The sequence below is a fragment of the Pseudomonas sp. DR208 genome (genome assembly GCF_019823005.1).
Classification (GTDB): Bacteria; Pseudomonadota; Gammaproteobacteria; order Pseudomonadales; family Pseudomonadaceae; genus Aquipseudomonas; species Aquipseudomonas extremorientalis.
The window spans coordinates 4,557,866-4,577,595 of the sequence record NZ_CP081944.1 but is presented as its reverse complement, the minus strand read 5'-3'; the positions used below and the strand labels follow the sequence as shown (position 1 = coordinate 4,577,595).

16 protein-coding genes are annotated in these 19,730 nt (G+C 59.6%); 4 read left to right on the top strand and 12 right to left on the bottom strand.

All coding sequences use genetic code 11. From position 1 onward, the window contains the following. Positions 1 to 813 carry a septum site-determining protein MinD gene (gene minD, locus K5K89_RS20550; RefSeq protein WP_071490790.1) on the bottom strand — a complete coding sequence of 271 codons (813 nt, stop codon included), beginning with the start codon at positions 811 to 813 and terminating at the stop codon, positions 1 to 3. Positions 814 to 979: 166 nt separating this feature from the next. Beyond that, positions 980 to 1,717, bottom strand: coding sequence for a septum site-determining protein MinC (gene minC, locus K5K89_RS20545; RefSeq protein WP_071490789.1), 738 nt, complete (start codon positions 1,715 to 1,717; stop codon positions 980 to 982). Positions 1,718 to 1,836: 119 nt separating this feature from the next. Between minC and K5K89_RS20540 the strand changes: the two genes are divergently transcribed. Both K5K89_RS20540 and K5K89_RS20535 read left to right on the top strand, forming a co-directional pair. Beyond that, on the top strand, positions 1,837 to 2,772 hold the full coding sequence (locus tag K5K89_RS20540) for a lipid A biosynthesis lauroyl acyltransferase (protein ID WP_071490788.1): 936 nt from the start codon (positions 1,837 to 1,839) through the stop codon (positions 2,770 to 2,772). A 30-nt stretch (positions 2,773 to 2,802) separates the two neighbouring features. Then, a complete protein-coding gene (locus K5K89_RS20535) occupies positions 2,803 to 3,927 on the top strand; it encodes a patatin-like phospholipase family protein (RefSeq protein ID WP_071490787.1) in 1,125 nt (374 codons plus the stop codon). A gap of 3 nt (positions 3,928 to 3,930) precedes the next feature. Here K5K89_RS20535 and K5K89_RS20530 read toward each other — a convergent pair whose 3' ends face one another. From K5K89_RS20530 to puuE, 7 genes are all read right to left on the bottom strand, one after another. After that, positions 3,931 to 4,716 (bottom strand): outer membrane protein OmpK, encoded by a 786-nt coding sequence (locus K5K89_RS20530; RefSeq protein ID WP_028617274.1) that lies wholly within the window; start codon positions 4,714 to 4,716, stop codon positions 3,931 to 3,933. A 437-nt stretch (positions 4,717 to 5,153) separates the two neighbouring features. After that, positions 5,154 to 6,500 (bottom strand): nucleobase:cation symporter-2 family protein, encoded by a 1,347-nt coding sequence (locus K5K89_RS20525; protein ID WP_071490786.1) that lies wholly within the window; start codon positions 6,498 to 6,500, stop codon positions 5,154 to 5,156. Between the two features lie 132 nt (positions 6,501 to 6,632). Continuing rightward, a complete protein-coding gene (locus K5K89_RS20520; protein WP_071490785.1) occupies positions 6,633 to 7,916 on the bottom strand; it encodes a urate hydroxylase PuuD in 1,284 nt (427 codons plus the stop codon). 51 nt (positions 7,917 to 7,967) lie between these two features. Next, entirely contained in the window at positions 7,968 to 8,471 is a 504-nt protein-coding gene (locus K5K89_RS20515) for an ureidoglycolate lyase (RefSeq protein WP_071490784.1), read from the bottom strand. Between the two features lie 124 nt (positions 8,472 to 8,595). Then, entirely contained in the window at positions 8,596 to 9,591 is a 996-nt protein-coding gene (alc, locus tag K5K89_RS20510; RefSeq protein ID WP_222540162.1) for an allantoicase, read from the bottom strand. A gap of 41 nt (positions 9,592 to 9,632) precedes the next feature. Further along, entirely contained in the window at positions 9,633 to 10,148 is a 516-nt protein-coding gene (uraD, locus tag K5K89_RS20505) for a 2-oxo-4-hydroxy-4-carboxy-5-ureidoimidazoline decarboxylase (protein WP_071490782.1), read from the bottom strand. Beyond that, positions 10,145 to 11,071, bottom strand: coding sequence for an allantoinase PuuE (gene puuE / locus K5K89_RS20500; protein WP_071490781.1), 927 nt, complete (start codon positions 11,069 to 11,071; stop codon positions 10,145 to 10,147). Before puuE ends, uraD begins: the two co-directional genes overlap by 4 nt. 345 nt (positions 11,072 to 11,416) lie before the next feature. Here puuE and uraH point away from each other — a divergent pair, with 345 nt between their 5' ends. Together uraH and K5K89_RS20490 are read left to right on the top strand one after the other, a co-directional pair. After that, positions 11,417 to 11,770, top strand: coding sequence for a hydroxyisourate hydrolase (gene uraH, locus K5K89_RS20495; RefSeq protein WP_071490780.1), 354 nt, complete (start codon positions 11,417 to 11,419; stop codon positions 11,768 to 11,770). A gap of 149 nt (positions 11,771 to 11,919) precedes the next feature. After that, complete coding sequence (locus tag K5K89_RS20490; protein ID WP_261400734.1) at positions 11,920 to 17,124, top strand: dermonecrotic toxin domain-containing protein; 5,205 nt, start codon at positions 11,920 to 11,922, stop codon at positions 17,122 to 17,124. Here the strand turns inward: K5K89_RS20490 and K5K89_RS20485 are convergent. From K5K89_RS20485 to K5K89_RS20475, 3 genes are all read right to left on the bottom strand, one after another. Then, on the bottom strand, positions 17,105 to 17,746 hold the full coding sequence (locus K5K89_RS20485; protein ID WP_222540161.1) for a LysE family translocator: 642 nt from the start codon (positions 17,744 to 17,746) through the stop codon (positions 17,105 to 17,107). The genes K5K89_RS20490 and K5K89_RS20485 overlap by 20 nt on opposite strands. Before the next feature lie 13 nt (positions 17,747 to 17,759). Continuing rightward, positions 17,760 to 19,106, bottom strand: coding sequence for an NCS2 family permease (locus K5K89_RS20480; protein ID WP_071490777.1), 1,347 nt, complete (start codon positions 19,104 to 19,106; stop codon positions 17,760 to 17,762). A 179-nt stretch (positions 19,107 to 19,285) separates the two neighbouring features. Beyond that, the gene (locus K5K89_RS20475; RefSeq protein WP_222540160.1) at positions 19,286 to 19,720 is read right to left on the bottom strand and encodes a MarR family winged helix-turn-helix transcriptional regulator; all 435 of its coding nucleotides are present in this window, start codon (positions 19,718 to 19,720) and stop codon (positions 19,286 to 19,288) included. Positions 19,721 to 19,730: the final 10 nt, after the last annotated feature.

Sequence of the window (19,730 nt, the reverse complement as noted above, 5' to 3'; positions counted from 1 at the left end):
TTAGTTGCCTCCAAAGATACGCTCGAAGAATCCCTTCTTCTTGACATCGAGGAAGCGGTGTTCCACGGTCTTGCCCAGCAAGCGATCGACGGCATCGCTGTACGCCTGGCCGGCGTCGCTCTGGTCATCAAGAATCACCGGCACACCCTGGTTGGAGGCTTTCAGCACCGCCTGGGATTCTGGAATCACGCCCAGCAGGGTCACTGCGAGGATTTCCTTTACGTCTTCAACGCCGAGCATCTCGCCGTTGCTGACACGCTCAGGGTTGTAGCGGGTGAGCAGCAGGTGCTCCTTGATCGGATCGCGGCCTTCTTCGGCGCGCTTGGACTTGCTGGCCAGCAGGCCGAGCATGCGGTCCGAGTCACGTACCGAGGAGACTTCCGGGTTGGTCACCACGATGGCTTCATCGGCGAAGTACATCGCCAGGTGAGCACCGGTCTCGATGCCGGCGGGGGAGTCGCACACCACGTATTCAAAGGTTTCTGCCAGTTCGGCGATGACTTTGCCCACGCCTTCTTTGGTCAGCGCATCTTTGTCACGGGTCTGGCTGGCGGCCAGCACGTACAGGTTTTCAAGGCGCTTGTCCTTGATCAGGGCCTGTTGCAGGTTGGCTTCACCGTTGACCACGTTGACGAAGTCATACACCACGCGGCGTTCGCAGCCCATGATCAGGTCGAGGTTACGCAAACCGACGTCGAAGTCGACGATAACTGTCTTGTGGCCGCGCAGAGCGAGGCCGGTACCGATAGCGGCGCTGGTGGTGGTCTTACCCACACCACCCTTGCCGGATGTAACCACGAGAATCTTGGCCAAGGTGTTTCACCCCTAAGGAAAAAGGACTTTTCAGTCCCTGAAAAACATCTCTTGGAACTCGCTGCAGGCGGACAGCCTTGTAGGAATAAAAAATTCCTACATAAGTAATGCCGGTTTCGCTGTGCTATCAGAGTCTAGAGATGCTTGGAAAATGCGGCAGTATCCGTTAAAGACGGATGATGTTCAACACATCGCCCGACAGGTTGACCTGCACCGAAGCCCCCCACAGCGGATCACGGCGCAAATCTTCTGAAACCTTGTACTGGCCTGCGATGGACACTAGCTCAGCGGTCAACTGCTGGCAAAAAATACGGGCCTTGGTATCACCCTTGATGCCGGCGAGGGCACGTCCGCGCATCGGGCCGTATACATGGATGTTGCCATCGGCGAGAAGTTCCGCCCCCGGGCTGACCGAGGAGACCACCACCAGGTCGCCCCCCTGGGCGTAAATCTGCTGCCCGCCGCGTACGGGCGAGGTGATGATCTTTGTAGGCTTGATCGCAGGCTCGGGTGGTTTTTCCGGTTTTTTCTTCTCTTCGCCGACCAATGGTTCCAGTGGACGCTCGCGCGCGCCGGACGGTGGCAGTACTGGCAGTTCAATGGCGATGGCCGCCGCAATGTCTTCGATACGGCTGGCGCGAATCGCCAGGGTGCGCAGGCCATGGGAGCGGCACACGCGCATCAGGCCGGGCAAATCGATACTGCCCTGGTCGGCGGGCAACTTGTCCAGGGCCAGCACCAGCGGGGCGTTGTTGAAGAAGTTCGGCGCCAGGGCGACCTTGGCCGCAAGTTGGCGGTCCAGGGCGTCGAGGTCGTTACGGGCGAGTTCCAGTACGGTGATGGCGAGCATGCTGCCTTTCAGCTGGAACACGGGATCTTGGTCTAGCGGTTCGGTTTGGCTCATGGTCGGCAAAAGCGGCTTGTCGCGAAAAGTGTCGAGACTTATAACGAGAACACTCACTGGCCGCAAGCCGGGTCGAACCGTTGTAGAATGCGCGGCCCTTGTCTTTACCGGAATCTGTAATGGATCGCCCGCGTTTTCGAGCTGTATTTTTTCACCCGCGTTTCTGGCTGTTATGGCTGGGGCTCGGCCTGTTGTGGCTGGTCACCCAACTGCCGTACCGCGCGCTGCTGACCATCGGTCGCCTGCTGGGTGCCGGCATGTATCGCGTGGCCGGCGAACGCCGCCGCATCGCCGCACGCAACCTGGAACTGTGCTTCCCGGAAAAATCCGCCAAAGAGCGTAAACAGTTGCTCAAGGAAAACTTTGCCTCCACCGGCATCGCGTTCTTTGAAATGGCCATGAGCTGGTGGTGGTCGCGCCAGCGCCTGGCGCGCCTGGCCCACGTCGAAGGCCTGGAACACCTCAAGCAGGCGCAGTTGGATGGCAAGGGTGTGATCCTCATGGCCCTGCACTTCACCACCCTGGAAATTGGCGCAGCGTTGTTGGGGCAGAAGCACACCATCGATGGTATGTACCGCGAGCACGGCAACCCGCTGTTCGACTATATCCAGCGCCGTGGCCGCGAACGTCACAACCTCGATTCCCTGGCCGTGGAGCGTGAAGACGTGCGCGGCATGCTCAAGCTGCTGCGCGCCGGCCGTGCCATCTGGTACGCACCGGACCAGGACTATGGCGCCAAGCAAAGTATCTTCGTGCCGTTGTTCGGCATCCAGGCCGCTACCGTGCCGGCCACCAGCAAGTTCGCCAAGCTGGGCAAGGCACTGGTGGTGCCGTTCACTCAACAGCGCCTGGCCGATGGCAGCGGTTACCGTCTGGTGATCCACCCGCCGCTCACCGACTTCCCCGGCGAAAGCGATGAAGTCGACTGCCTGCGCATCAACCAATGGGTTGAAGCCTCCGTGCGTGAATGCCCCGAGCAATACCTGTGGACCCACCGCCGCTTCAAGAGCCGGCCACCGGGTGAACCCAAGCTGTACGAAAAACGCCGTCGATAAGACAGACATTTCCCCACATGGAGTGACGCAATGCGCCCAGCTGAACCGGTTACTGGCTTGATTCTTTCCGGCGGCGGGGCGCGAGCGGCGTATCAGGTGGGGGTATTGGCGGCGATTGCCGAGTTGCTGCCGCCGGGGGCGCCCAATCCTTTTCCGGTGATCGTCGGTACGTCGGCCGGTGCGATCAATGCGGTAAGCCTGGCCAGTGGCGCCATGGACTTCACCGCCGCGATCCAACGCCTGACCGCTTTCTGGCAGGGCTTCAGCAGCCATTTGGTGCTGCGCAGTGACTGGCCGGGGGTGATCCGCCAGGCGAGCCGTTTCCTGATCCACAGCCTGCTGGGCTTGGGCGCACAAGTACCGGTGGCACTGCTCGACAGCACGCCGCTGAAGGCGCTGCTCAAAGACAAGCTGCATCTGGACGGCATCGACGAAGCCATCCGCAACAAACACCTGCATGCGGTGGCGGTTACGGCTTTTGGTTATGAGTCCGGGCAGGCAGTGACCTTCTATCAGGGCGGCGGCACCATCGACGCCTGGTTGCGCCACCGCCGTATCGGCCTGCCGACTCAACTGACGGTCGAACACCTGCTGGCCAGTTCGGCGATCCCCTTGTTGTTCGCCCCGGTCAAACTCGACCAGGAATACTTCGGCGACGGCGCCGTGCGGCAGTCGGCGCCGATCAGTCCGGCGTTGCACCTGGGCGCCAGCCGCGTGCTGGTGGTCGGTGTCAGCGGCAACCCGCGGGGCAATGAGCCGGCGGTACAGCGCAGCTACACCGGCCAGGAGCCGACCCTGGCGCAGATCGGTGGGCATATGCTCAACAGCACGTTCATTGACAGCCTGGAAAGCGATATCGAATTGCTCGAACGCTTGAACCAGTTCAGCCATGTCGCGCCGGGGGTGGCGGCGGTGGAGGTGCTGGTGATCGCACCCAGCCAGCCGATCGACGAGATCGCGGCGCGGCATCGCCAGGAACTGCCGGCGGCGTTGCGCTTGTTTCTGCGCGGGCCGGGGGCGACCAAGACGAGCGGGGCGGGGGTGTTGAGTTACCTGCTGTTCGAGGCGGGGTATTGCAGTGAATTGATCGAGCTGGGGCGACGGGATGCGTTGGCCAAGCGCGAGGAATTGTCGAAATTCCTCGGCCTGGCCTGACGGTCAGAAGTGATACTTGACCAGGAAGCTCGCCGTGTCCTGGTTGGTCTTGAACGCGCCGGAATCTTCGATCCCGTACTTGTTCTTCCAGTAGTCGTATTCAAAACCCACGTACAACTGCTTGTCGCCCCAATGCAGCGCCTTGCCCAGGTCATATTTGACCTGCGGGTTGAAGTGCAGGTTGGCGTGGTAGGTGCCACGGGCGTTCTTGTCGTTGTCCGTCACCCAGTCCATGAAGCCGTCGATCAGCACGTCGGAATTGCCCACTGGGATGGTGTAGGACCAGACCGGCGTGATCTGCCAGACGCCGTCACCTGGGCGATTGCCTTCGGTCTGGCGTTGGTAGAAGTTCAGCTGGAAGTAATCGAAACCGGGGATGTTCAAGTCAAAGCCAGGCCCGAGCAGGTACGACTCGTTGTCGCCTTCGCCGAACTCGTAAGTGAACGCCAGCAATACATCCTTGATGGGGCCGAAGGACAGGTCTTTATCAAAGATCTTGCCGAATGACAGACGTGGGCTTATTTCGCCGTAATACGTACTGGGGCCGACGTTGCCGTCTTCCTTGCCGTTGTAAAAGATGCGGTCGACGAAGATAAAGTTATCACCGTACTTCCACGCATCGGCATGTTCGAACGTGACGGTTTGCTGAATCTGCGGGTTGACGGTAAAGCTCTTGCCCCACAAGTAAGTCAGGCTGTTGTTCTGCCACTGCAACAGGTCACCGGCCACGGCTTGGCCACCGGCCAGCAGGGATCCCGCCAGCATCAGGCCTTTGAACATAGGTTTCATTCGGTTGCTCCCGAGTTAAAGTTTTATGGTTTTTCTTCTACGCAGGCGCTCTGGTGTGGCGCCTTTTGGTTCGCTGCAAAAATCGTCTGTTCGGTCAGCTTTAGTGCTTTTAGCAAGAGCTGCGCCAAGGTGTTTAAAAAGCCAAAAAATCCCCGTCGGCTGCATGAGATGCAGTCGAATTCAGAGGACATTTGCGCACTTTGGCCGCAGACATTAGGCCGGGATAAGTTGGCCTTGCAGTCAGCTTTTACATTCGCTGTTTTTTTTTGAGTCGATTCGAGCGGGCGCGGAGAATACTGGCTCCCAGGCCTGGGCTCAAGTGCGCCGTTACAGCGCGCGCGGGGCGAGAATGGGGCACGGCTTGTGACCGGCCCCAGGTGAGCGGTGTGCATGTTGATGTTCCCTGTTTCGTTATTGTTTTTGTGCGAACGAAGGAATCAATGCGTAGGAGCAACGGCTGGTCGTTCAGAACCGCCGAGAATGTTGAACAGGATATTCAGCGACAACGCGCTGAGGGTGGCCATGGCGATGCCGCTGTGGGTAATCGGGCTCATCCATAGCGGCAGCTGCGCGAAGAACTCCGGGCGCACCACCGGGATCAGGCCCATGCCGATGCTCACCGCCACCAGCAATTGGTTGCGCCGGTCGGCGATATCGGCTTCCTGCAGGATCTTGATCCCGGTCGCCGCCACCATGCCGAACATGGCAATCGCCGCGCCGCCCAGCACCGCCGGCGGGATCGACGCGACCAGGTACGCCGCCTTGGGCAGCAGGCTGAGCACGATCAGAAATGCGCCGGCCATCATCGTCACCGAACGGCAACGCACGCCGGTCATCTGCACCAGGCCGATGTTCTGCGCGAACGAAGAGTGGGTGAAGGTGTTGAAGAACCCGGCAAAGAACGACGCACCGGCATCACACAGCAGGCCACGGCGCAGCATTTTCGGCGTGACGTCCTGGCCGGTGATCTTGCCCAGCGCGAGGAACATCCCGGTGGACTCGACAAAGATGATCACCACCACCAGGCACATCGACAGGATCGGCGCCAACTCGAATTTGGGCATGCCGAAGTGCAACGGCGTCACCACCTGCACCCACGGCGCCTGGGCCAGGCCACTGAGGTCGACCATGCCGATGGCGCCGCACAAGGCGTAGCCCAGGCCCATGCCGATCAGCACCGAGATGTTCACCCAGAAGCCACGCATGAAGCGGTTGATCAGCAGGATGGTAGCCAATACCAGCGCGGCAACCGCCAGGTAGACCGGTGAGCCGAAAGTCGCGGCGGCACTGCCACCGCCGGCCCAGTTCACCGCCACGGGAAACAGCGACAGGCCAATCGCGGTGATCACCGTGCCGGTCACCAACGGCGGGAAAAAACGCACGACCTTGGACATGAACGGTGCGATCAGCATGCCAAAGAACCCGGCAGCGATGGTCGCGCCGAAGATGCCCTGCAAGCCGATACCGGGCATGCCGGCCATGGCGACCATGCTGCCGACGGCGGCAAAACTGGCGCCCATCATCACCGGCATGCGAATGCCCACCGGGCCGATGCCGAACGACTGCACCAGGGTGGCGATGCCGGCGACCAGCAGATCAGCGTTGATCAGAAAGGCGATTTCTTCACGGCCGAGGCCTGCGGCCTGGCCAATGATCAAGGGCACGGCGACGGCGCCGCCGTACATCAGCAAGACGTGTTGCAGGCCTACCAGAATCAGTTGCAAGAGGGGCAGCCGCACCAGGGCGGGTGCGGCGGGAATCTGCGGTTCGGCTAACTCGGTCATGCAACACCTCGGATCTTTTTATTGTTGTGTTGTTCGGCATTCAATTGCCGGGTGGAACTTGATCTTCAAAACCCTGGAGACCCTTGTGGGAGGGGGCCTGCCCCCTCCCACCTTTGGATCTGCGCCAGCCTGTCAGTTGGTACGCGCCCCCTGGTTGATCCAGGTGCCAATCAAATCCCGCTCCTGCTGGGTCATCTGGGTGATGTTGCCCAGCGGCATGATCTGGCTCGCCACGGCCTGCGCCTGGATACGTGCGGCCTGCTGCTGGATCTGCGCCGGGGTGTCGAACATCACACCCGCTGGAGCCGTACTGAACAACGGACTGGTGGGCTTGGCCGAGTGACACACGGCGCAGCGCTCCTGGATCACCCCGTGGACCTTGTCGAAATCAATCGTCGCCTGGGCCGGAGCAGGTTCAGCGGCGGGGGCGGCAGGCGCTGCCGGTTTCAAGCCACCGCCCAGTGCGGTTTCCGGCAACGGTTGGTACTCGATGGCCGCCGGGGCCTTGGCCACTTCGGCCACCGGCTTGGGGCCGGTCACGTAGGCGAGGCAGATCATTGCCAGTGCACCCACCGGCAACGTCCACGCATACTTCTGGCTGTTATGCCGGGTGTTGAAGTAGTGGCGCACCAACACCGCCGCCACCGCGATGCCCGCCAGGATCAGCCAGTTGTATTGGCTGCCGTAGGTGCTCGGAAAGTGGTTGCTGATCATGATGAACAGCACCGGCAAGGTGAAGTAGTTGTTGTGACGCGAACGCAGCAGACCTTTGGCGGGCAGCGCCGGGTCCGGCGTGCGGTTTTCCGCGATCGCCGCCACCAGCGCACGTTGTGCCGGCATGATGATGCGGAACACGTTGCCCACCATGATGGTGCCGATCACCGCACCCACGTGCAGGTACGCACCCCGCCCACTGAACACTTTGCTGAAGCCGTACGCGGCGGCAATCAACAGCACGAACAGGATGAAACCGAGCAGGGCAGGGCGCTTGCCCAGGGCCGAGTCGCAGAGGAAGGAGTAGATGAACCAGCCGGCGAACAGTGAGCCAATGCCCAGCAACACGCCTTCCGGGCCACTGAGACTGCTGCCCGGGGCCAGCAGGTACAGCGTCGGGTTCCAGTAGAACACCACGCACAGCAGCGCAATGCCCGACATCCAGGTGAAGTAGGCCTCCCATTTGAACCAGTGCAGGTTGTCCGGCATGGTCGGTGGGGCCAGTTTGTATTTTTCCAGGTGGTAGATACCGCCACCGTGGATCGCCCACAAGTCACCGGCCAGGCCGCTCTTGGGGTTGACGCGATTGAGGTTGTTTTCCAGCCAGACGAAGTAGAAAGAAGCGCCGATCCACGCGACGCCCGTGATCATGTGAACCCAGCGCACGCTCAGGTTCAGCCATTCCATCAAATGTGCTTCCACAGTCTTTACCTCTCGCCTGTCACCCTTGTTGTCGGGTGATCAGACCTTCTCTTATTGGTGGGGGGCGAGGATCAACCGCTCATCCTCTTTGAAAAAATGCTCATCGCAGTTATTGCCTGTGCCACTGCGATCAACCACCAGGAAGTCATCCCGCTTTTCGATCGTCAGCACCGGGTGGTGCCAGACGCCGCGATGGTAATTAATGCCCTGCCTGCCGTTGGTGACGAAGGCGCGGACCAAGCCCGATACAGGTTCATCGCCAAGAGGCGCGACCACGATCAGAAAGGGGTTGCCGAGCAGCGGAATGAAAGCCTGGCTGCCCAGCGGGTGTCGTTCCAGCATGCACACGGTCAGCGGCATGTCCTGCGCATCGGCGCGGAAGATGCTGATGATTGCGTGGTCTTCCGGCGTCGCGGTTTGCACCGTCGCCAGCTTGTGAAAGCGCATGGTCGACCCGTTGTTGATCATGAAGTGATCGCTGCCATCGGTTTCGATAACGTCTCCGAAAGGGGCGAAGGCTTCTTTGGTCAGGGGTTCGATCATCAGTGTGCGCATGGCTGTCTTCTTAAATTTTCGAGTGTGATGGTGTCTGGTCTACCGTTATCGCGGGCAAGCCCGGCTCCCACATTTGACCGCATACTCCTGTGGGAGCCGGGCTTGCCCGCGATGGGGTCCACCCTTATTTCGCTACCTTACCGAGGACCCGCAGGCGACTTACGCCCCCATCCGGGAACACGTTCAGGCGGATGTGGGTAATCGGCCCCAGCGCCTTGATCTGCTCGGCGAAGGTGTGTTCGGCGTGCATTTCCAGCTTCTGCGCCGGCAGCAGTTCGCGCCAGAACAGCGACTGGGTTTCGATCTGGTTGTCGGTGCCGCCCTTCACGAACGCGCCCTGGATCGAGCAGGTGTCCGGGTAGTTGCCCTTGAAGTGCAGGGTGTCGACGATGATCTTCTCGATCTCGCCCGGGTGACCCAGCGCCACGATCACCCAGTCATTGCCCGGTGTGCGACGACGCGCGGTTTCCCAGCCGTCGCCCATGTTGATGCCGCGGCCTGGATTGAGGATGTTGCTCATGCGGCCGAAGTGTTCATCGGAGCAGGCCAGGGCACGGCCACCGTTGAGTGCTGCCGCCAGGTCGACCTGTTCGTTGTCGCCCACCGAGGACCAGTCGCGAAACGGCACGCCGTATACGCGCAGGCGCGCCACGCCGCCGTCCGGGTAGATGTTGAAACGCAGGTGGCTGAAGGCCTGGTCGTTGTGGATCTCGTGATAGTGGTGGCTGTTGCCTTGCAACTCGACGGCCGACAGCACTTCGACCCACTGGGTGTTGTCATCCGGCTCGCCCGAAGTCAGGAAGCAGGCTTCCAGGGAGGCCGATGGCGGGAAGTTGCCGGTAAAGAATGAAGTGTCGATGTCCACGCCTTTGATCGAGCCTGGCACACCCAGGCGGATCACAGCGCTGTCGTAGCCTTCGAAGCGCTTGCGGCGCGACTCCCAGCCGTCCATCCACTTGCCGTTGTCATCGAAAACGCCCTCCTTCCATACGGCCGGGGTCGGCTGGAACAGGCGGTTGGCGTCGGCGAACCAGTCATCGGTGACGGAGATGATCTTGGTGCCCAGGCGGGCGTCGGCCAGGTTGACGAACTTTTCGAAAGGTACGGCGTAAGCTTTCATTCTTCTTGTCTGCCTTAGATAAAGTGGCTGGGGATGGTCGTTTAGAGGGTCAGTAAGCGGAACAACGCGATCTTGTTGATCTCGGCCAGTGCACATTTGAACTCGGCCTCGACTGAGTTGTGAATGCGCGTTTCGAACGCGGCCAGGATCTGATGCCGGTTGCTGCCTTTTACCGCCATGATGAAGGGAAACTTGAACTTGGCCTTGTAGGCGTCGTTCAGCTCGGTGAAGCGCGAGAACTCTTCGGCCGTGCATTGGTGAATCCCCGCGCCAGCTTGCTCATCGGTGCTGGCTTGGGTCAGTTGGCCCTGGACGGCGGCTTTGCCGGCCAGGTCCGGGTGAGCGTTGATCAGCGCCAGCTGGCTGGCATGATCAGCGCTCAACAGGATGTCGCTCATGCGCTGGTGCAGGGTTTCGATCTGGTCGATCGAAGCATCCTGGCCCAGGTCGAAGGCCTTTTCGGCCACCCATGGCGAGTGTTCGTAGATATCGGCGAAGGCAGCGACAAACTCATCTCGGCTCAAGGTCGAGGGTTTCAGGCCGTGGAACGCAGTCATTTCGCCGCTCCCGTGTAGGGGTGGGTTTCCTGCCAGTGGCGGGCAATGTCGACGCGGCGGGTGAACCACACCTGCTCGTGACCTTTGACGTACTCGATAAAGCGCTTCAACGACGCCAGGCGCGCCGGGCGGCCGATCAGGCGGCAGTGCAGGCCGATGGAAAGCATCTTCGGTGCCTCGGCCCCTTCGGCGTAGAGCACGTCGAACGCGTCCTTGAGGTACTCGAAAAAATCATCGCCCTTGTTGAAACCCTGCACCTGGGTGAAGCGCATGTCGTTGGTGTCCAGGGTGTAGGGGATCACCAGGTGCGGCTTGCCGGTCGGGGTGTTGGGTTCCCAGTAGGGCAGGTCGTCGTCGTAGGTGTCGCAGTCATAGAGGAAGCCGCCTTCCTCCATGACCAGCCGCCGGGTATTGGGGCCGGTGCGCCCGGTGTACCAGCCCAGTGGGCGTTCGCCGGTGAGTTCGGTGAGGATGCGGATGGCTTCGAGCATGTGCTCGCGCTCCTGGGCCTCGTCCATGTATTGGTAGTCGATCCAGCGGTAGCCGTGGCTGCAGATCTCATGGCCGGCGTCGACCATGGCGCGGATCACATCCGGATGGCGCTGCGCGGCCATGGCCACGGCGAAGATGGTCAGCGGGATATCGAATTCTTTGAACAGCTTGAGGATACGCCACACGCCGGCACGGCTGCCGTATTCGTACAGCGACTCCATGCTCATGTTGCGCTCGCCCTGCAGGGGCTGGGCCGAAACCATTTCGGAGAGAAAGGCTTCGGATTCTTTGTCGCCGTGCAAGATATTGCGCTCGCCGCCTTCTTCGTAATTGAGTACGAAAGACAGCGCAATGCGCGCCTTGCCCGGCCAGTGGGGGTGAGGAGGGTTACTGCCGTAACCGATCAGGTCGCGTGGGTAGTCAGCGCTCACTGCAGTCTTCCTTCTTGTTCGTCGTAGTAGCGATGAGTGATTGTATACAACTTATCGCGCACTTTGTAAGCCTACATTTCTGCATTTTTTCGGCGTAGCGCTAGACCAGTGGTGTAGCAAGAAACTTGCCTGGTTGGTCAGCTAATGGACAAAAGGTCGTTTAAAAGCAAGGATAACGCGCAGATTGCCCTGTTGAGCAATGGCAGCAGGCGGATCTGAGAGTTTGTGATTTTTATTGTGTACAATTTTTTTAAAAAGTGTCTTAATCGATCATCGCCGGCTTTTTCGATGCCCTGAAAAAGTGCGGATCACTCTTCTATTGACCACAGGAGGCGCGTAGACGCCATGGGACGCTTGACCACACACGTATTGGACGCCGCACACGGCTGCCCCGGCAGCGCAATCAAGGTTGAGCTGTACCGCGTCGAAGGCGCGCAGCTGGCACTGGTCGCCACCGCGCAGACCAACAGCGACGGCCGCTGCGACGCACCGTTGCTGCAAGGCGATGACTACCGCAGCGGCGTGTACCAATTGCAATTCAGCGCTGGCGATTACTATCGCGCCCGTGGCGTGCAACTGCCGGAGCCGGCCTTCCTCGATGTGGTAGTGCTGCGTTTCGGCATCAGCGCCGAACAGGATCACTACCATGTCCCGCTACTGATTTCGCCCTACAGCTACTCCACCTATCGCGGTAGCTGAGCGTCAACTCGCTTCACACCCCCAAAGCGCTTCGTTGGTTTTTCGCCCGCCCACACTGCGGGCTTTTTTCGATTCTGGGCTTAACTATCTAGCTCCTTTCGCGTGTGCGCCCTATTTAGGCTGGGTTTTTCTCATTGATAGAAAACACCATGAGCCCGCCCCCCGATACCGATGATGCAGACATGGCCGCCCAAGCGGCGTCGCAGGAAATACGCAAAACACTGCGGTGGCGAATAAACGCCAGTACGCATCCCAGCCGCTTGATCAATAAGATTGCCTTTGCCGACCTTCGGTGCGTCGAGTCGACTCGGGCGCTTGCCCACCTGATAGGACGTTCGCCCACAGTGTTGAAGGTCATCCGCGCCGAGCTGCACAAGGCGTTCGAGATTGACCCGGACACACTGTTGTTTACCGAGCCCAAACCGCCGCTTGTACCTGAGAAGGTCCAGACGCTGACCGAGCTGGCATTGTTGTTGCTGGTCAAGCCGGTGGTGGAAATCAACGTCAATGCCTTTACCGTCCTGAGCGTCAAGGGTGAGCCGAGTCGTCGATTGTCCTACACGCCGTTGGAGGTATTGCAGCGGGTAGTCGAGATGCGGCTGTCTGACCGGCTGGCGCGTGCGCATGACACCTATTGGAATACCCTGGCCGAGGGTTCCTGGCTGACGCGGCGTGAGCGCTGGATCGAGCTGCATGCAGGACTGTTCGCTGACCGGGCCTTTATCTCGTGGCAACTCAACGAACTGTCGAGTGCGGCAATGCTGATGGTCCAGGCCGTGATCGATGCCCCGACTGCTGAGGCACGCCAGCGGGCAGGTGGGCATTGGGCCAACGTGCACGTGAGCCAATTGATGTGGCCGGGCTCGCCGGCTGAAGCGATCCCCGGAGCGTTGCATATTTACCGTGAGGGTGAGTCTGCTGAAGCCCTCCACGTGACTTACCTTCCAGGTGTGGTACGCAACTTCTACGAGTACCCGAGCTTCAACGACCTTCAGTGCGGCCTGCTGGAGCTGGACAGAGAGCGCTTTCACCAGTTGTGGCAGTGTATGCCGTTGAAGCGGCGCAATGGATTGTGCTCACCGGCCGGCCTGTCGTCGGCAACTGGATTCGCGTGTGGTCCGAAGATTGTGGAAGATGCGCTGACGCAAGGCACGCAGATGTTGCTGGAGGGGCAATGGGCCAATGAAGTCGCTTGTGCCTTTACGATTAATCTGGCCCAGGTCTTCTCCGCAGAGCCCCCCCAGTCTCAATCGCTGGAGGTAGCGCCCTTTCTCAGGTTCATGGAGCGCACCAGAAAGCAGTTGATCGGCGGCGTTCGCCTGGGGGCCATCCGCGACTCGTTACTTGAATGGGATCATCAGCGACGACACGCAGAAATAATTTTTGCCAGCATGCCACCCGGCCTCGCATTCCTTACCGTAAAGCATCAGGTCAAGCGCTATGAAAAAGGCCTGGTCGCGCTGTTGGCTCCGAATGATCCCGCTGCTCAGACACCTGCGTACCAAGATCACCTGTCGCTGATGAGCCAATTGGAGATTCGTACACAGGCGTTAAAGACGTTGATGAAGGAGGCACCGCAAAGGTCGCTTGATCTGGCTTTTTGGGCTGAACGACCCGGCGGGGCGGGTACTCCCAGGCGTGTTTCGCTGTTCATGAACGCCCAGGCCGAGGCTCTGCGCTGTGAGGTTCAATTGCAACACCGGCTCAAGCTCCTCAGCACGGCACATCGGGACTTGATGATTGAGGTGATAGATCAGCCTTTGGCAAGCAAGCGCCCCGGCAGTCAAACCCAGGTGATGTCAGTCGCCATTGGCAACGACCCAGACGCCTTCTATCCGCTCCATAACGTGTGGGTGATCACCACGGCAGCGGCGTTGAGCAGGCCGACACGCCAGCTTCCCGTGGTTCTGTACGCCTTTGGGGAAGAGGGTGGGGTATTGGCTTTTTCCGGGGTGGACGGGCTAACACGCAGTCTCAAGGCAAGCCTGGGCAGTCGGGACGACTCTGTGCTGTGGGGCTGTGTCGAGCACGATAAGCGTCGCGACTTACGTGCACATGCTGCCCGTGAAACCCTGAGCGTGCGCTATGTAGACATCCCTGGTAAGCCCGCGCTGGCCACTCTCAAGAAGTTGCTGGGGACTTACGACCGATTGCACAAAAGCAGCGAAGATATCACCCGCGTTTTCAGTGAGGTAAAGGATGCGCAGTTGAGCCGTGCGCTGCTGCTGACTGAGCTGGAGCAACAACTGAAGGCTCCTGTCAACAGCGCCCTGAGCCGCGCGCAGGCGAATATTGAGCTGTTGCGCAAGGTTGCGCTTGAAGCGAAAAAACTGCCGACATGGTTGACGGCGGCAACGCGTGCGCAGCGTAGGCACTGCAGGCGCGTGCAAAAGCACTACATGAGCAGCGCCTGGGCATTGTTAGCGCGGCAAGAACAGCGTCTGCCAGATTTACACACATATGCCAGGCAGGCGTTGACCGCCCGCTTGTATAGCGAGGGGATCGCCCTGGAGATTGATATGGACGAGCCTTTTATCGCGATGTCTGGCGATATTCACGGCACCTATTGTGATTACGAAGAGGCCTGCCTACTGAAGGACCCGAAAACCCGATTGCCTCTGTCTTCTGCATGCAGGGCCTTCAGTCTGATGGAGGTGGCGCTGCAAAACCTGGATCCGCTGGCATCCTGGACCCAGTACAAATTAAACCGTGCCTGTCTTCTGCGAGTGCCGTGGCCAGGCTTTCATGTTAACCATCTGAGGCAAATAATCGCTTCGCTGGATATCGGCGGTCGGTACGGCGTGCTGATCAAAGACAGTTTTTATCCACCCGTTAGCCCTGACCAGTCGCTCAGCGAAGGCCGAATGCCTGAGTTACTGAATCGAGTGTTGCGCGCGGGCGTTGACTATCATCTGTTTTCAGCGGTTCAACAGGGGCTGTCGGCGCAAGCGCAGAGCGTATTCAGCACTGCAATGGCCGCGCGAACGCCGCAGGACCTGTTGAAAAACCAGCATGAATTACAACTGCACGTGGTTCATCTGGTGGGGCATACGCTGCAGCATGATCGCTATGTCACCGGGATAGTGGTCGTGCAAGACAAGCACTCGCAGCTTTGCGTGGTCTATTGGCCGCAGGCCCCGCACGCCTGGGTGCTCACTGAGTACAGTAGTCTTGAACAAGCCACGGCTGAATTGAATCGCTTCGGCGCATTGCCCGATAACGCCAAGACGCTGGCGCGGCAGGTCGCCGCCGGCTGGGCCTTTGAGGCAACGTTCGACGCTCTGTTTGAACGCAATGTCTTCAGCCTGGCTAAAGCGAAGGCTGGGATGTTTTTTGTGATCGGGAAATGGCTGTTGTCTCGTGTGACCCGCGCAAAGCATCTGGAGCCATCGCTGTCGCTTGATGAGATAGAAGCGCAGGTGTTCGAGCAGATTGCCAGCAACCCAAAGGATTGGCTGGCGATTGTCCCCCGGTCCAACAGCGATGCCCAGGCGTTGCTGTACCACGGCCATGTGCAGTGCCTGCAACGACAGACACAGGCCGCCAGCTATTCCAATAAGGCGCTGGAGGAATATCGAACCCGGCGCCTTCGCGACGATAGCGTATCTAAAATACGGATGATGTTAGGTGTCTTTTTTCCGATTGCCGGGGCGTTCAATGACATCGTTGAACTGTACCTGGCGGTGCGGCGCTATCAGCGTTCTGGCGATCCCCGTGATAAACGTGTGTTGGCCGATACGATAAAGCTTTCTATGGTTGGTCTTGTGATGACCTTCGTACCCGGCCCCAAGAGAGTCGGTAATGTGGCGAATGCTGCTATACGCTCTGCTTTGCCGCCGGCGTTGGGACGGATACGCCGTTGGCGTGGGGAACTGAGTGGCGTTCCCCGTCCGGTGTCATCGGTGAAGCAACTTCCGGCGCTGGAGCGTTTCAAAATCAAATCGGTGCCCGAAGGGGCCGTGGCGCTCAAAGGGCTGGGCGAGGAGGGTGTGTACGCGAAGGGGGGCACGCTTTTCATGGCGGATGGCACCCACCATTACCCTGTTTATCGGCGCAACAACGAACCGTTTCTTCGCCTGAAAAACCAGCAGGTCGCGGGCCAGGACGAACTGATCCTGAACATCCATGAGTCGGGCGAGTGGTTGCTCGGTGCGGACGCGCCCCAGCCCGTGGCGGGGACGAGTTCAGGAACGTTGAATCCATGGCGCTCGCCGGTGTCGCCCCCGCCTGATTGGTGGCCGCCCATTGTGCGCACGGCGACGGAAAATACGATTCTTCGATCAACTAGCACGACTGATCATTGGACAAGTTGGCGTATACCAGCCCCTGATCCTCGACAAGTGGTTTCTCCTGCACCTGGCGTTTTCCGCGTTCCCGGTGAGGCCCCCGGTTGTTCCTATAATGTTGCGCGAATCGCCCCGCCGAATGTTCCATTCGACCACCTGACAAGTGGTTTTTACAGGTTGCTACCTGAGGGACAGCAGGCGCCTTTGAACCGTATTGTGTTTATGACAAAGAATGAGCCTCTGGCTTCAAAGGCTGCCGTTGATATCGTGCGCTGGACAAGCACGGCGCGGCATGAACAACCCCTTCCAATGTCCTTCTCTGCCCAGGGCGAATGGATACCCCATGCTCCGCTGTTCGACAGACCGTTGGCTCAGTCTGTAGGTGAGGCCTTCCCCTCCATGACAATCAGGGATCGAGATCTCACTGTCATACGCATGATTGAGTTGTCTGGGCCAGAAGGTTCTGCAACGGCAACTCATTTGCTTAACATCCGCACAACGTTGGACAAATGGTTGCCGCCACTGCCTGCTCGGCCGGGGCAAACGGATGACTTGTTGAGAATGCTAAGGCCCGTTGAGAGGGGCACCGGGAACTTTTTTATTGGTTATCAGGGTGCTAGCCCTGGCTTCACGCGTGTTGACTTTCAGATGAGGGGATTAGACCCCTCATTGCGGATCGTTAAGTCTCGTATCTCCCCCGAGCGCCGCACTGTGATGATGACTGCCGTCGAGGGGGGGCTGCTGCAGCGGGGGTTCACGGTTCATCAACTAGACGTTAAGCGTCCCGGTTCCCCATCATGTGAGTTGGCGGCGACGCACCCCGGGTCGAATTCACTTTATTACGTGTCAGTTCACTGGGTAGAGGGAGGGAGTATCCACTTACAAAAAAGACTGACCGATGAATGGCTCAACATTACCATTCGCAGAAACTCAAAGAACCCAGCATTCTTGCCCGTCAAAACAGCTATGGAGGAAGGGCGGTTGGTCCGGATCGTGGCAGGCATTCAATGGCCCACCACGGGTACGGTTCCCCCGAGCATTTATTTTGTCAAAGTGAGTCCATCCTGACCTTCATCAGCGACATCAGCCCCGCACCGCCAAACAACCCTGCGCTGACGCGGTTGAACCAGCCTTGACCTTTGCCGCTGCGTAGATACCGTGCGGCCCCCTGGGCGCTCAAGCCATAGGCAAGCTTGCAGAGCAGGTCGAGCAGCGTCCAGGTGGCGATCATCATTAGCAATTGCGGCAGAAATGGCCTTTCGGCGCTGAGAAACTGAGGCAGGAAGGCGGCGAAAAACAGAATGTCCTTGGGGTTGCTCGCGCCGAGCACAAATGCGCGGCCAAACAGGCTGCGAAAGCGCGGTGTGGCAGCCGATATCATGACCTCGGCGCCTAGGGCCGGTTGTCGCGATTGCTTCCAGCTCTGCCAGGCCAAATAGAACAAGTAGGCTGCGCCGACCACCTTGAGCGCACTGAATAGCTGTTCCGACGCCAGCAACAGCGCGCCCAAGCCGAGGGCCGAGGCGCTGAGCAGGCAGATCGAGGCGGTTACGCCGCCGAGGAAGGCAGGGTAGGAGCGGCGCAAGCCATAGTTGAGGCTGTTGCTGATCATCAACAACGACAGCGGCCCGGGGATCAGGATCACCACCAATGCCGCGCCACTGAACAACAACCAGGTTTCCAGACTCATGCCTTGCTCCTCTTTATAGAAATATGAATTTCGCGATGAAAATCGCGCACAGCACCCACAGGCTCACGGAGATCTCGCGGTACTTGCCGGTACCGGCCTTGAGGGCCACGTAGGTGATAAACCCCAGGGCAATCCCATCGGCGACCGAGAACGTCAGCGGCATCATGATCGCGGTGACAATCGCCGGAATGCTGTCGGTGGCCTCATCCCAATTGATATGGGCCATGCTCGCCATCATCAGCATTGCCACGTAAATCAGCGCACCTGCGGTGGCATAGGCCGGAATCATCCCGGCCAGCGGTGCGAAAAACATCGCGGCCACAAACAGCACGCCGACGGTGACGGCGGTCAACCCGGTACGGCCACCTGCGGCCACCCCGGCAGCACTTTCCACGTAGCTGGTCACCGGCGGCACACCGACCATGGCACCGAACACGCTGGAGGCACTGTCGGCCTTCAATGCACGGGACAGGTTGTCGATCTTGCCGTCGGCATTGACCAACCCGGCCCGTTGCGCGACGCCCATCAGTGTACCTGCGGTGTCGAACATGTGTACAAAAAGAAAGGCAAATACCACGCTGATCATGCTGACATTGAACACACCCGCTACGTCCATTGCCATCCAGGTCGGCGCCAGGCTCGGTGGGGTGGAGATGAAACCGTTGTAATGCACCAGGCCCAGGCCCCAGCCGGCGAGCGTCACGGCGATGATGCTGATCAGGATCGCGCCGAAAACCCGGTGGTAGCTGAGAATCGCGATCAGTAAAAAGCACACCGCCGCCAACAGCGGCGCAGGCTCATGCAAGGAGCCGAGCTTGATGAGGGTCGCCGGGCTGTCGACGATGATGCCGGCGGTCTTCAGGCCGATCACCCCGAGGAACAACCCCACGCCGGCACCCATGGCGTGGCGCAGGCTGACGGGGATGCTGTTGAGCAGCCATTCACGCACCCGGGACAGGGTCAGGAACATGAACAGCACACCGGAGATAAACACGGCGCCGAGGGCGGTCTGCCAGGTGTAGCCCATGGTACCAACCACGGTGTAGGTGAAAAACGCATTCAAACCCATGCCCGGCGCCAGGCCCACGGGCCAGTTGGCATACAGCCCCATCAACAGGCAACCGAGTGCGGCGGCGATGCAGGTGGCGACGAACGCCGCACCGTGATCGATGCCCGCGTCGGCCATGATGTTGGGATTGACGAAGATGATGTAGGCCATGGTGATGAAGGTGGTGAGGCCGGCGATCAGCTCGGTCTTCACTGTGGTGCCATGCAAGCGCAGTTTGAACAGGCGTTCCAGCCAGCCATTTGGTGAGGGGGCAAGGTCCAGCGTCGGGGCTTCGGATTTGCGGCTATCCACAGCGAGTACTCCTCAAGCATTTTATTGTTATGGCCAGCGCGGAAGCGCTGAGAGGTACTGGCGGGTTTGTTGACCAATAGGTCAGGAACTCGCACGAAGCGAATTATGCTTTTGTATACAAATAAAGCAAATAATGTTTTCTATCTGCTGCGCCAAATAGATGAAAGGCAACCACAGGGTCAGGGCTGCTTGGCGAGCGCCTGATTCACCGCCAGCCACCCAACCACCGCGTCTTCACCGGCGTCACTGAAGGCACGTTGCAGCAACTTCACCTGTTCGCGGCGCAGTGACTGTTCGAAGCGCAGGCCTTCTTCGGTCAATTCCAGCAGGCGCTTGCGCTTGTCTGTCTCGGACGCGACGCTGTTGACCAGGTGCATCTCCTGCAATTGGCGCAGAGGGATGTTCAGTGCCTGCTTGCTCACACCGAGCAGTTCCAGCAGTTCCTTCACGCTCAGCGCCGGGTAGCGCGCGATGAAAAACACGATGCGCTGATGCACTCGGCTCAGCCCGCGGCGCTCGAGCATTTCGTCGGCCTTGGCGGTAAACGCCTGGTAGCCGAAGAAAAACGCTTCCATCGCGGCCTGCTGGGCGGTTGGGTTTTTAAGGTCAAGCATGTTGACGTAT